The organism is Gracilibacillus timonensis, assembly GCF_900086715.1.
In the GTDB taxonomy this organism is placed as follows: Bacteria; Bacillota; Bacilli; order Bacillales; family Amphibacillaceae; genus Gracilibacillus; species Gracilibacillus timonensis.
This window is the reverse complement of record NZ_FLKH01000011.1, coordinates 506,259-519,418: the sequence shown is the minus strand read 5'-3', so window position 1 is coordinate 519,418 and position 13,160 is coordinate 506,259. Positions and strand designations below refer to the sequence as shown.

The window sequence follows — 13,160 nt, the reverse complement described above, 5'->3', positions numbered from 1 at the left end:
GTCCATGTAGAAGTGTGTTGCATTATACCACATTTTGGTGAAAAAGTATAGGTTATGCAGGAGTTGATCAAGTTAACGCCATTTATTTTTAATAAAATAGTAAGTCGCCATCCCGAGAATAATACTGATAACCGATAAAATTACCAGTACATACACAGCTGGAAACTGGACAACCGGCTCATTGTTCCAAATAAAGAGATCAGCAATAATCGCCCATGCCCCAGATATCCCGGAAATAATAACAAAAACCGTAGAATAAAGCAATACCGTATCGGCATTCTTTTCTCGGCGCAGCTGCTCCTGTTTCTCTCGTTTTTGCTCCTGCTCCTTTTCTTTTTCTTGGACAAACTGCTTTTCAATCTCGGCAATCGAAAATAAAGCGTCTAATTCAACTGCCAAGTCACTCTTTAATTCTGGAATATTCAAGGTCGTTGCCAGTTTATTATATAACTGCTGTTGATGCGTGATATTAGAGACATGCAAAAAGTAGCACCTCAAAATAAAAAAGTTGATCCGTTTACGCAATTTCGGAATCGTCACCTTACGATCATGTTCCCCGTCTAATAATATTTCATCGGAATAAGGCAATTGACTTGCTAATGAGTTAAAATGGAGCAAGCCAAACCGTTGATGCAGGGCTAATATATATAAATGAAAATACGTTTTCATATTATGACGATAGTTTCCAAGAAAAAAGGCATTATTCTGTTTATCCTCTGTCAAAAAGGCAAGATTCGTCATACCCTCAAAGGAGACACCCCAATAGGAATTTTCAAACAGCTCGATATGACTGTCGTTCCGATCGGCATTGAGTTTATCTGCAGCAGGTCGATAGGATGTCTTATAGGAATGCGTTAATTGGAATAAATGGTAGTGTAATTTTTGGTGATGATCTGCTTCCTGTTTAAAGCCCTTATCGATTAACACAAAATTAAATACCGTCGCAACCTTTGGCTCATGCTGCAAGGAAGAGAAGTAATGCTCTACCGCAAAATCTGTTAATAATTGAACGGTGATAGAAGCAAAGTTTCGCGGTTCTGCTTCTGCACCCGTAAATTTTTCCTTTTGCGTGATTAGCCGGCCCTTATCAAAATGTTGCAGGTGCTTCAACTGATAATTCAATGTAACGATCTCTTCCATCTGAGACTGGGTATGGATTATATCATAAACCAAAAACCCTACATAGCTTTCAAACAAAAACAATTGAATATCCTCTACCTTAAACGTCCATTCCATTCCTTTATCATTCAGCAGGTGAAACGTATTCGATTCATTTTTCGGCAGACCGAACGAATCACGCTTCTGCTTGTGTAAACGGTACACATCACAAATGATACCATTGCCTGCTGGGTGTTCTTCTGTAGCAAATAGTTGATTAATATGATCTAATAATGAACTGCTCCATTGCAGTTGCACATTTTCCCAGATGGATGTGTCCACACTTTTTTGCGAAAAAACAAACGGGATCACCAAGGATGTCTTACTTTTGGAGCTTAAGATAGGTGTTTGCGCAGGTGAAAGATCAGCCATTGTCATCCACCTGCTTGGCAAAATAAATAGTGTCAATCCCTGCACCGCGATGATCCGGTAATACCGCACTCTCAACAAACCCTAGCTTCTGCAACACATGAATATGGGCAGCATTGGTTGACCAGGTCCTTGTAGAAATAAAGTTCAGCTGATATGCGGACGGAATTTGCTGTTGGATCAGAGCTTGATAGAAACCCTTAGTAATCCCCTGATTGCGAGCCTGCTTCGTGATACAAATCGTTGTAATATAATTACTTGGCGAAAAATTCTTCAATGGATCACTTTGATAACCATGTTTAAATGTCATAAACCCTACCACCTGATCCGAATCTTGATCTATCGCTACAAGAAATACCTGTTTTTTCATCTCGTCAAAATAGGCATGGGGCTGGACATGCTGTGATGAAACCGCCCCGCCTAAATCGGCTTGATACGAGCTTTCCCGCGAAGACAACGCAGGTATAAACTCTTGATCACATTCACAAAGTATCTGCCAAACAGCTTCTGTGTAATGGTCTTGCTCGATAGAATCCGAGAATTTGTATGTAATAGACATTTATTCACTTCCTTTGCTAGCAAAGGCATATAATCGGTGCGAATAACCATCATAGCCCTCTGTTTTACATAAATGCAGGAATTCCCGCTTCAGTTTTTTGTGTAACTTCTCATCCGGTAATGGCGCATAATAAGGAATCAAACTGGCATTGGCGAAGTTCTCCGCCAAATTCGGATATTCCTTCCCATCGGATTCAACGCTTTTGATCGATATATCTTTAAAGCCAATACTCGTCAATACATCTTCGTAGCTTTCTTTTGTCGGATAATAAATCGGATATGTCCAGTTTTGATAGTACATTTCTAAATCCAACCTAGAAATAGCTGTTTGCACTTTTTCATGTAATCCTTTATACGAATCATAGCCTCCCTGATGGATGGCGATTCTGCCATTTGGTTTGAGAGAATCATAGATTTTTTTATACATCGTTTCATAGTCGGTAACCCAGTGCAAGGCGGCATTACTAAAGACCAGATCGTACGCTTGCTGGCTGTTCAGATCCAAGGCAGTCATCACAAAGAAATGCAGCTGCTGTTTCGATATACCTGCCTGATCACGATTGGCGATCGCTGTTTCAATCATGCTATCCGATAAATCAAAGGCATCGACAGCGAGATCCTTACCTTTTTCCCATAGTTCAATGGTGGTAGAGCCATTTCCACAGCCAATATCTAAAACCTTCGCTCCATCTTCAACCGCTAACTCTCTAATCAGGGCATTTCCTTGTTTTGATTGCGTTTGCGATGATTGTTGATAATGCTCCCCACTGAATTGCTGTTGCGATTTTTCAATCATTCTCGGTGTTAAGATCGGGTTAATCATAAATTTTTGGTTATGGCGCAAAATGTAATAATGCGAATAGATATCAATATTTTTAAAATTATCAGACAAGCTGAACCGTAATTCATTGTTGTCCCAATCAATTGCCGTAAACAATTTTCGGCCAAATTCATCAAACTTGATTTCTTTAATCTTAATAATCTCCGGAAAAACGTTAAATGATTTTAACTCTTGCAAGGCCTCTATTGACGCGTCAAACAGAGCAATCGTCTTCTTTTGATAGGTATGATAAGGAACTTGGACATTCTGCACCTTCTGAAAATGGGAAAAGAACGTCCGCATCGAAGCAATATGTTCTAGTTTTTGGACGATTTGTTTCGGCAACATTGTTTGAATATTCAAATTCACCATTTTCAACTGATATTGATCTAACTTCGCCAATTTATTCAGATAGGAAAACAGCCCGATATACTGTCCAAAGGTAATGCGATTATCAATAATCCTATTCGAAGGATTATCTTCATTGTACCGTTTCATAAAGGAATCCAGCGAACCGAATAGATAGGTGGCGTAGAAATTGAGCATCTCATAAAATACATGCTCCAAGTCTTGAAAACAGGAGATACCTAAGCCCATCATGTACTCTTTATTCGTTTTATTGTACACATCACTTTTCAACTTTTGCTTATTTGTTTGGAATTGATTGATGAAATAGTCTAATCCTTTTGGTTTTTCCACGATATTCATGCCGATTTGTTTTAACAGCAGCTTAGCTTTTGCCTCCATTGAATAGGTGAAAACCGATTCTGCAATGTTTTTATGATGAAGCTCCATGATAATATCCCGCGGACCCAGGATTTTGACCAGCAGCTCGACTGGATCATGGGTCAGGCAAAAGTTAAGTACTTTTTCTTCATATGTAACGGCTCGGCTAAAGTTGTCTTCAATAAACGATGAGTTGAATTGATTGCTAATCACCTCGATTAATACATGTTCATCTGGGTAATATTTGAGAATGAGATCAGCCAGCTTTTCAATTTTATCTTTCGGACGAACATAAAATAAGAAATCATTCGTTTCGACATTTTTCGTATCAATCACCATATCTTGCTTAATTTTCTTAAATAAGGCTGATTCTGTCAGCATATTAATCAAATCACTTGGACTAATTTCTTTGTTTCTTTCCATGTGAAGCCGAACTTCATCTAATACCTCATGGACATAGTTAAAGTTACGGCAATATGTAGTAAATAAGAATAGGTTTTTGATTATAATATCTGGAGCAGACTGCTCACCAATCCACTCTTTTAAGGAAGGGGAGCGCAACGCCTGTTTAAAATCTTCCACATCAAAAAAACGATTACCAATTTCAAATTGAAAATGATTAATGCCAGGCAATGCTTCTAAAAAGAATTTGGACCTGCTTGTGATCAGAATCTTTTTATTGGCATGCTGAGAAAAGCTTTTTTCTAACAATGATTTCAGTGGTTCCCTCGCATAATGTTGATCAGCATTATCTAACAGCAAAATCTTCTCATCAGTTATATCAAATAATGTTTCATCTATTTGATCCATATTCACTTTTTCAACTGGGATATCTAACCAGTTCCCTTGCATTAAATCGTCTAATAGAGCCGTTTTACCCGTTCCTTCTTCTCCAAAAATATTAATAAGAAAGGATGGATTATTGGTTATTACCTCGCCGATATCACGAATTAATGCATCTTCACCTAATAAATGTGTAGCCACATGAATTCCTCCTTTTGTTAAGTATATGATAGATGGAATCGATGGTACAAGTCATTTAGCTGGGGAAGATTGGTTCTTGCCAAGCGAACTAGATTCCTTTTTATATTATCGGTTGGTTTTAGCTGTTAATGAAGGGGTGGGGTGTGCGATTTTGTGATAGTGAAGCTGTTGTAGAGGTCGGGATATGGTGTGGTGTGGTGTGGTTGTGGTGTGGTCTGCTCTTTCTTCCGTTGGTTAGAGTTGGTTATTCTTGCGGGCTGGGGAGCGAGGTTGGCGCTCTCCAGTCCGCGAGATTCTTACGGACAAAGTTCAGCGATTCATCAATTTTTTGTCTGTTAGATTCGTTCTTACGGACAAAGTTCAACGATTCATCAATTTTTTGTCTGTTAGATTCATTCTTACGGACAAAGTTCAACGATTCATCAATTTTTTGTCTGTTAGATTCATTCTTACGGACAACATTTCACGATTCATCGTTTTTTTGTCTGTTAGATTCGTTCTTACGGACAAAGTTCAACGATTCATCAATTTTTTGTCTGTTAGATTCATTCTTACGGACAAAGTTCAGCGATTCATCAATTTTTTGTCTGTTAGATTCGTTCTTACGGACAACATTTTGCGATTCACTCTTTTTTTGTCCCATAAGATTTTTCTTACAAACAAAGTTCGCCCCCTCCCTCCTATACAGTCCGTAAAGTTACAGCATCCTCCCCTTCAAACATAAGCGACAGAACAAGGCTTGATGGCAGGCTTCAATTTAGTTAATTGACATTTTTGCGCATTGAATCTATAGTAAACTTATCGGATTAAACTGACTGACTTGTCAATCAAGTGGGAAAGGAGTAATGCTTTGCGAAATGATACAAGAGAGCTTCTGTTGGAGGTGGCTCTAGAGTTATTCGCCACCAAAGGTTACCACGCGACCAAAGTTTCCAATATTGTGAAACAGGCTGGCGTGGCACAAGGGACCTTTTATTGGCACTTCCAATCGAAGAGTGAAATTGCCGTTACCATTATGGAAGACGGGAAAGCGAAACTACTAGATGTGATTCGCGAAGGATACCGTAGAGACATCGGGAATGTTTCTGATATGTTGCAATCATCCAAAAATTTAGTCCAGCATCTCTTTACCTATGCGAATCACAACCGGTATTTAATGATACTGCTTTTTCAAAAAGGGCATGGCGGTGATGAGCCACTGCGAAAGGCTGTCTCGGAGACGATCATGGCGATCGAAGCCGAATTCGCCAACAATATCCAACGGGCAATTGATTTGAACATGCTCGCCAATCGGGATAGTGTCGATCTACAGGCGCAGATTCTCACGAGCTTTTTTACTGGGATATTGTCTAGATGGTTATTTGGACCATTGAATAAATTAGATCATACTCCAAATACTTCTATAGACGACATCGCCGAAGAAATTGTCCGTTACGAATTCTTTGGACTAATTGGTTCAGGAGGTAAAATATGAAAACAATAGTAACATGGTCTAATAACGATTTGGAAATAAGGAATACTACAGGAGGACAGATTGTTGGTACGGAAAATGCTGATGATCAGGGATTCACCCCCATTGAACTGTTGACTAGCTCCTTGGGTGAGTGTATCGTCATCTCCCTTTCCCGATTATTAAAAAGGGATGATGTATCATTCGAAGAAAAGGATTTACAAGTCACTGTACAAGCACATAAGGCAGAAAAAGGTCCATCCAGGGTCGAACGATTTACAGTGGATATTCAACTTGCGCTTGACCTTGATGAAAAATACCGCAAAAGACTGATTAAATCTGCGCAGCGGGCTTGCACGATTGGTAATACCTTAAAGTCTGGAGCAGAAATCACCTACCATGATGGAGGAGATGACAAATGACAACAAAACCAACTAATTTAGAGGATTATTCGATTAGCCCTGTACCAGCTGATAAAAGGAAAAACACGTTTAATGTTTCCATTACCAGTTGTGCCTGGATTATCTCATTATCCACGATTTTTACTGGAGGGGCATTAGTAGCTGGTATGAATTTTCAAACGGCGGTACTTGCCGGAATTTTTGGCATGCTTATCCTTGCCGTGATCGGTTTCTTTCAAGGCTTTATGGGTGCTAAGTATGGTGTATCCACCACTATGCTTACCCGTCAGGCCTTTGGGCGATATGGCGCCAATTTGTTTGGGATTTTATTGGCATTAACGATGGGAGTTGGCTGGTTTGGCTGGCAGATTGCCTTCTTTGGCATGACCATCTCTGAAATGTTTCCAGGTCAATGGTTTGCCGAGCCAAAAATCGCTATGATTTGGGGCGGTATTTTAATGATATTAACAGCGTTAATTGGTTATCGTGGTTTGGCAGCATTGAGTATGATTGCGGTTCCACTAGTTGCCATTTTATCCATTTGGGGGCTAATTGCTGCGATTGATCATTTAGGCAGCTGGGACACTTTATTTACCGCCGAACCGACTGGAGATCCAATTTCCTTATTTGCTGGGATTACGATTGTAGTGGGTAATGCCGCAGCAGGGGCGATCGTTTTTGCCGATGTGACACGTTATGGTAAAACAGCTAAAAAAGGTGGATTTGGTGCAGCGATTGGTTATTTTCTAGGCGGTTCATTTTGTATTATAGCCGGCGCTTCGATGGCATTAGCCGCTCAGGTTCCATCAGTTGGTTCCACACCAAATATTCCAGCCGCTATGAGTCAAATCGGATTAGGCTTTTTTGCCTTTTTAATCTTGGTATTTGCGCAGTGGACGACCAATGATAATAATCTATATACTGGTTCACTTGGCCTCCGAAATGTGGTCAATGCACCGAAATCGGTTATTGTTATGGTGTTAGGTGTACTTGGATTGGTGATCGCCTTAATCGGGATTGAAGACTTCTTTGTTCCATTCCTAAACGCATTAGGTACCTATGTGCCGCCAATTGCTGGTGTAATGATTGCCGATCATTGGCTGGTAAAACCTAAGATCTTACAAAAATCCTATCAATTCGGTTCTGGCACCACCTATGCGAAATGGAACATTGCAGCGATTCTTTCCGCTGTACTTGCGGGTTGGATCAGTTCTCAAATCGCTTGGGGTATTACCGCCATTAATGCGGTTATCTTGAGTTTTGCTCTATATATCGTGCTGGCGTTTGTCTTAACAAAATTAAACATATCCTTTGAATGGGGAAGAAAATCAGAAGAAGCGGATGGTTTTTAATACCATCCCATTGTCAATAAGGAGGACTACAGATGGAACAAGCAATCCACACAAATAATTGGGTATTGGGGGTCGATGTTGGTGGGACTTTCACCGACTTAGTCGTCACGACCGAACAAGGGAGACTACTTTCCACCAAAACACCATCTACTCCCGATCAATCGGAAGGCGTCATGAACGGCATTGAAAAAGTCGCCGGCATACTGGGAGTAGAACTCGAGACCTTTTTAGCGAATTGTCCTTTAATCGTTCATGGGACAACGGCAGCTACCAATACCTTGTTGGAGTATGACGGTGCCAAGGTTGGTTTACTCACCACCGAAGGATTCCGTGATGAGATCGAGTTTCGTCGTGCTTATAAAGAAAGTGTATTCTCTGTTCGATTACAGGCTCCACATCAAATTGTCCCGAGAAGGTATCGGATCGGTATACCAGAAAGGTTAGATAAAGAAGGATCAGTCATTGAAGCGCTAAACGAGCAAGCAGTTAGAAATGCAGTCCGCCAATTAAAAGACGAAGGAATAGAAGCCATCGCCGTTTGTTTCTTATTTAGCTTTGTGAACCCAAGCCATGAGATAAGGGTGAAAGAAATTATTGCAGAAGAAGCACCGGATATGTTCGTCTCTTTATCCAATGAGATATTGCCGCAAATACGAGAGTTCGAGCGTGTCTCGACAACGATTGTCAATGCCTATACCGGGCCAAGCCTACAATCCTATTTAAACCATTTAGAAGAGAAACTACAGCAAAAGGGATTCCTCGGTGAATTATTTGTAATGCAATCGAACGGCGGGGTGCAGAATGTCGAACAAACCGGGAAGCTCGCAGCTGGCAGTCTCTTATCAGGACCAGCAGGCGGCGTTTCTGCAGGTGCTTTTATCGGAGAAAAATCGGGTAATGAAAATATTATTACAGTGGATATGGGCGGAACAAGCTATGATGTCTCTGTTATCGAACAGCTTGAGCCAACGATCACGACCGAAAGCTGGATCAGCAGGTACCGGGTTGCCTTACCGATGATGGATATCCATACGATCGGCTCCGGCGGTGGAAGTATTGCTTGGATTGACAGTGGCGGTGCCTTACGTGTCGGACCCAAAAGTGCGGGATCCTTCCCAGGACCAGCCTGTTATGGCAGAGGCGGAACAGAGCCGACAATCACCGATGTGAATGTGCTATTAGGATATATTAATCCCGATAACTTCCTTGGTGGAGAAATGAAGTTAGATCGTGCCTTAGCCGAACAGGCCGTACAACAGCATATCGCTGAACCATTAGGCATGACAACCATCGAGGCGGCACTAGCTATTTCTCAAATTGTCAACAGTGATATGTCGAATGCCGTGCAATATGTATCCTCCCAGCGAGGCTATGATCCGCGTGAATTTGCCCTAATGGCTGTCGGAGGCGCCGGGGCGATTCATGCCGGCAGACAAGCAGAGGACTTAGGTATTAACACCGTAATCGTACCTGCCTTAGCACCTGTATTCTCTGCCTTTGGTGATGTTGCTGCCAATTTAAAAGTAACCGAACTGAAAACACGATTTGAGGATCTTCATTCCTTAAACTTAGATGAAATGAACCAGGATTTCGAACAAATGGAAGCTACTGCTCGAGAAAAGCTAGGCGGAGAAAACATCGTGGACCATTTTACCACGCAGCGTTATATTGATATGCGCTATAAAGGAGAAGTCCATGAGGTCACGGTTCCCGTTCGTTCACGCACCAAAAGAATAACCAGATTAAACTTGGAAGCGACCGTAAAGGATTTCCATGAAATGCACGAGCGTCTTTATGCCCATCAAGATACAGAGCAAACCATTGAAATATTGAACCTGCGCTTAGATTTGATCGGCGTTCGTGAAAAACTAAAGATGGTCGATGAACCTTTTGGTAAAGAAGATCCGATCGATGCAAAAACAGAAGAAAGAGTCGTTCACTTTGAACAAGATCCGGTCACTGTTCCCGTTTATAATGGCGATCTGCTCACTTCAGGTAATTTAATCGGCGGACCAGCGATTATCGAGCAATGGGGAACAACGATCGTGGTTTATCCACGACAAGAGGCACTAATCGATGCGAATGGCAATTGTGTCATTGAGGTACAGCAAGCTAGAGGTGGTCTACAATGATTGAAGAACAAATTCAGTATTCCAAACTTCAGGCCATCAGCCAGCAAATGGGAGAAAGCCTCCAACGAATTTCTCGTTCTCCACTGGTCTCTCAGGATCGAGCATTTGCGACGGCGATATTCACCGATGAATTAGAGCTTGCCGTTCAGCACCAATATGAGCCAGAGCATCTATTTGCGATCAAAGAAAGTGTCACACAACTGTTTGATTATTTCTCCTTTGATATTTCTGATGGCGATATGTTGCTTGTGGCAGATTCCTATAACGGTGGAACAAAAGGACAATCGTTAACTATGGCAGCTCCATTGTTTCACCAAGGGGAGCTTGTGCTCTTTCCGGTAATCCGGGTCCAAATGACCGATCTTGCCGGTGAGTTCCCCGGAGGATTCAACCCAAACGCTTTTGAAGTATGGCAGGAAAGTATGCGTATTACACCGATCAAACTTTATAAACAAGGGCTGCTGCAGCGTGATGTCCTGCAATTCTTATTGGCAAACAGCCGGGTAAAAAGCCTGTATGAAGCAGAATTGAATGCGATATATGCCTGTTTGCGTGCAGCCCAAACCGACCTGTTATCCTTAATCAAGCAACATAAACAACGGCTTGATCATGCCATTTCGACGATGTCTGATTACAGTCATCGCCGTGTCATGGAGCAAATGAAGCAATTACCAAGACAAGAAATGAAGGCTGAACTTACCTTTAACAGCAATACCGATGTGATCCGTCTGCATACGGCGATTACAGCGATGGAAGACCGGTTGAAAATTGATTTTGCAGGAACAACCGATCAAGTAGCTTCTCCTGTCAATGCCGCCCTATCGACAAGCAAAGCTTATGCGGCATGGCCGATTCTCGCACCGATAGCCGATGAAGTTGCGGTCAATGAAGGGTTGCTGCGGGCATTCGATATTGCAGTACCTTCAGGAAGTGTGCTTCATCCGCGTTTTCCAGCGGCCGTAGGATTAAGCACAGATATTACCGGACACTATATTGCAGAAGTGATCAGCAAAGCATTAAAGAATCAGCAGACATCGGAAGAACTTTACCAAGACATTTACGGCCCAGGACCACAGGCGATTTTGTTCCCGCCATTTGGAAAAGCAAAAGAAACCGAACCGCTTTTCTTAACGCCTGGTTTCCCAGAGTCACAGCAAGGCTGGGGACCATCGGCTTTATTTGGCAATCGCAAGCTAGTATCAGCCGAAGAATTAGAATTTAACTACCAATTTAAAATGGTCGAGCGCGAAAAACAGGAGAGACAAATGGTGATTACCATCATCAATGAAGGAGCAAGCTATGATGTCATTACGATTATTCCGGAAAAAGAAGGCAGATCCTATGGCGGAATTAAGCTAAATACGAAGGAAGCAAGTCAGACATTTTCGCAAAGCACCGTTGGGACACAACTGAATCACGGGGATAAAATTACCTTTGTCTATGAGCAAGGAGGTCAAGAATAATGGATCAAAAAATGATTGCATCTCAAGTGATTGGTGGGTCGCTGGACGCCGTTGCACGGGAAATGAGCGCCACCGTTACGCGGACAGCTAGATCCCCATTATTTAATGAAGCCCATGATTTCACCACTGGGATTTTTGATTTATCAGGCCGAAAATCCCGTTTGGTAGCGCAAGCACCTGGTTGTACCTTACACCTTTATGCGATTGTAGGGGCAGTAGATCACCTGATCGACACCTTTCGATATGATCTCCATCCTGGTGACATCCTGCTGGTTAACGATCCTTACCATGGTGGTTCGCACAGCCTAGATTGGACGATTGTTATGCCAGTCTTTTACAATCGCAAGCCGATTCTGCTGCCAGCGGTAAGGAGTCATATGGGAGACAATGGCGGACCGGTTGCCGGGGGATATAACCCAAATTCAAAGGATATTTGGCAAGACGGACTGCGTATCCCCCCACTCAAAATTTACGAACGTGGTGAAAAACGACAAGATGTATTTGATTTAATCGTGGCTAACAATCGTTTATCTCACTGGTTAGAAGGCGATTTGGATGCGATGATTGGTGCCTGTAAGCTTGCCGCCAGCCGTATTCAAAATATGTTAGACCAATATGGTGCGGAAGAAATGGTTGGTGCCATGGATGAACGCATTACCTATACCGAACGCAGGGTGCGTGATGAGATCGCCAGCTGGCCGGATGGTACCTACAGCGCAGAAACCTTTGCCGACCATGACTTCCAAGGAAATAGAGACATCAAGGTGAAGGCCTCGGTTACTGTGTCGGGCAGTGATTTGCATATTGATTTCAGCGGTTCATCACCACAAGCAGAAGGCTTTATTAACAGTCCCTTATCCAACACAACATCTTTTGCCTTTGTCGGCATTTCTACTTGTTGTGACGAGGATATTCCGATTAATGAGGGCTATATGAATCCTGTCAAGGTGACGGCACCGCTTGGCACAGTTGTTAATCCTGAATTGCCTGCACCATGTGGACACGCCACGGCTTGTGTGGGGGCAGAGATTGCTGAGGCCGTTTTGTTAGCCATTTCCGAATGTGCTCCCAAACGGGTTGGCGTCAATGCCCATAAATTACCGTTAGCCTATACCAATGGGATAGACGAGGACGGCAATCAATGGGTGAATCTTAATTTCTTCGGCTATACCGGCGGAGCCGGAGCCGCTTATGAAACGGACGGCTGGGGTTTATACCCGGCCGTGATGACAGGGGTGACCCTGCCTTCGATTGAGATGAACGAGATTCAATATCCAAGCAGGGTATTGCGTCATGAATATGTGGCAGATTTCACTGGTGCTGGAAAATGGCGTGGAACCCCTGGTTTAGACGTTCAAATCCAACACCTCGCTGATAGTTCTACTAGCGTGATGATGGCAGGAGTACGCAACACGACAAAAGGCTTTGCCTCTGGTCAAGACGCACCTAGCAACCACGTGATTGTCAACTATGGAACTGACGAGGCACAGGATGTAGAAGAAACGGCCTTTGCTCTGAAAATGCCACCGGGCGGGATTATTCAATTTCACCGCGCAGGCGGCGGAGGCTGGGGTGACCCATTGGAGCGGGATCCAGAGCTGGTACTAGAAGATGTAAAAAATGGTCTGGTATCCATTACCGCTGCTGCTGAAACTTATGGTGTCGCCATCTTTGCAGAAGACCTGACGATAGATGATGAAAAAACGAAGCAATTAAGAAAACAATAAAAAGAAGCTGCCTTTTCCTG

Annotated in this window: 10 protein-coding genes; 6 read left to right on the top strand and 4 right to left on the bottom strand. The window is 42.6% G+C overall.

Annotated elements, in window-relative coordinates:
- Positions 1-72: 72 nt before the first annotated feature.
- The 4 genes from BN6556_RS09810 to BN6556_RS09795 all read right to left on the bottom strand — a co-directional run bounded on the left by BN6556_RS09810 (position 73) and on the right by BN6556_RS09795 (position 5,258).
- Positions 73-1,530 (bottom strand): hypothetical protein, encoded by a 1,458-nt coding sequence (locus tag BN6556_RS09810; protein WP_066190405.1) that lies wholly within the window; start codon positions 1,528-1,530, stop codon positions 73-75.
- Complete coding sequence (locus tag BN6556_RS09805) at positions 1,523-2,086, bottom strand: GNAT family N-acetyltransferase (RefSeq protein WP_066190399.1); 564 nt, start codon at positions 2,084-2,086, stop codon at positions 1,523-1,525. The genes BN6556_RS09810 and BN6556_RS09805 overlap by 8 nt, the downstream gene beginning before the upstream one ends.
- Positions 2,087-4,615, bottom strand: coding sequence for a class I SAM-dependent methyltransferase (locus tag BN6556_RS09800; RefSeq protein WP_066190396.1), 2,529 nt, complete (start codon positions 4,613-4,615; stop codon positions 2,087-2,089).
- Positions 4,616-5,078: 463 nt separating this feature from the next.
- On the bottom strand, positions 5,079-5,258 hold the full coding sequence (locus tag BN6556_RS09795) for a hypothetical protein (RefSeq protein WP_066190393.1): 180 nt from the start codon (positions 5,256-5,258) through the stop codon (positions 5,079-5,081).
- A gap of 207 nt (positions 5,259-5,465) precedes the next feature.
- On the opposite strand from BN6556_RS09795, the gene BN6556_RS09790 reads away from it, so the two are divergent.
- The 6 genes from BN6556_RS09790 to BN6556_RS09765 are packed head-to-tail and all read left to right on the top strand — an operon-like array spanning position 5,466 to position 13,140.
- The gene (locus BN6556_RS09790) at positions 5,466-6,089 is read left to right on the top strand and encodes a TetR/AcrR family transcriptional regulator (RefSeq protein WP_066190391.1); all 624 of its coding nucleotides are present in this window, start codon (positions 5,466-5,468) and stop codon (positions 6,087-6,089) included.
- Positions 6,086-6,487 carry an OsmC family protein gene (locus tag BN6556_RS09785; RefSeq protein ID WP_066190383.1) on the top strand — a complete coding sequence of 134 codons (402 nt, stop codon included), beginning with the start codon at positions 6,086-6,088 and terminating at the stop codon, positions 6,485-6,487. Before BN6556_RS09790 ends, BN6556_RS09785 begins: the two co-directional genes overlap by 4 nt.
- A complete protein-coding gene (locus BN6556_RS09780; protein WP_066190380.1) occupies positions 6,484-7,818 on the top strand; it encodes a purine-cytosine permease family protein in 1,335 nt (444 codons plus the stop codon). The genes BN6556_RS09785 and BN6556_RS09780 overlap by 4 nt, the downstream gene beginning before the upstream one ends.
- Positions 7,819-7,850: 32 nt before the next feature.
- Positions 7,851-9,950 (top strand): hydantoinase/oxoprolinase family protein, encoded by a 2,100-nt coding sequence (locus BN6556_RS09775; RefSeq protein ID WP_066190377.1) that lies wholly within the window; start codon positions 7,851-7,853, stop codon positions 9,948-9,950.
- Positions 9,947-11,413, top strand: a complete 1,467-nt coding sequence (locus BN6556_RS09770) for a hydantoinase B/oxoprolinase family protein (RefSeq protein WP_066190375.1) — start codon at positions 9,947-9,949, stop codon at positions 11,411-11,413. Before BN6556_RS09775 ends, BN6556_RS09770 begins: the two co-directional genes overlap by 4 nt.
- Positions 11,413-13,140 carry a hydantoinase B/oxoprolinase family protein gene (locus BN6556_RS09765; RefSeq protein ID WP_235817483.1) on the top strand — a complete coding sequence of 576 codons (1,728 nt, stop codon included), beginning with the start codon at positions 11,413-11,415 and terminating at the stop codon, positions 13,138-13,140. The genes BN6556_RS09770 and BN6556_RS09765 overlap by 1 nt, the downstream gene beginning before the upstream one ends.
- The last annotated feature ends 20 nt before the right edge of the window (positions 13,141-13,160 follow it).

Bases quoted from the DNA above. Each gene is read 5' to 3' on its own strand.
- BN6556_RS09805 (WP_066190399.1), bottom strand. From the start codon at position 2,086: ATGTCTATTACATACAAATTCTCGGATTCTATCGAGCAAGACCATTAC.
- BN6556_RS09775 (WP_066190377.1), top strand. From the start codon at position 7,851: ATGGAACAAGCAATCCACACAAATAATTGGGTATTGGGGGTCGATGTT.
- BN6556_RS09770 (WP_066190375.1), top strand. From the start codon at position 9,947: ATGATTGAAGAACAAATTCAGTATTCCAAACTTCAGGCCATCAGCCAG.
- BN6556_RS09795 (WP_066190393.1), bottom strand. From the start codon at position 5,258: ATGGGACAAAAAAAGAGTGAATCGCAAAATGTTGTCCGTAAGAACGAA.
- BN6556_RS09810 (WP_066190405.1), bottom strand. From the start codon at position 1,530: ATGGCTGATCTTTCACCTGCGCAAACACCTATCTTAAGCTCCAAAAGT.
- BN6556_RS09780 (WP_066190380.1), top strand. From the start codon at position 6,484: ATGACAACAAAACCAACTAATTTAGAGGATTATTCGATTAGCCCTGTA.
- BN6556_RS09765 (WP_235817483.1), top strand. From the start codon at position 11,413: ATGGATCAAAAAATGATTGCATCTCAAGTGATTGGTGGGTCGCTGGAC.
- BN6556_RS09785 (WP_066190383.1), top strand. From the start codon at position 6,086: ATGAAAACAATAGTAACATGGTCTAATAACGATTTGGAAATAAGGAAT.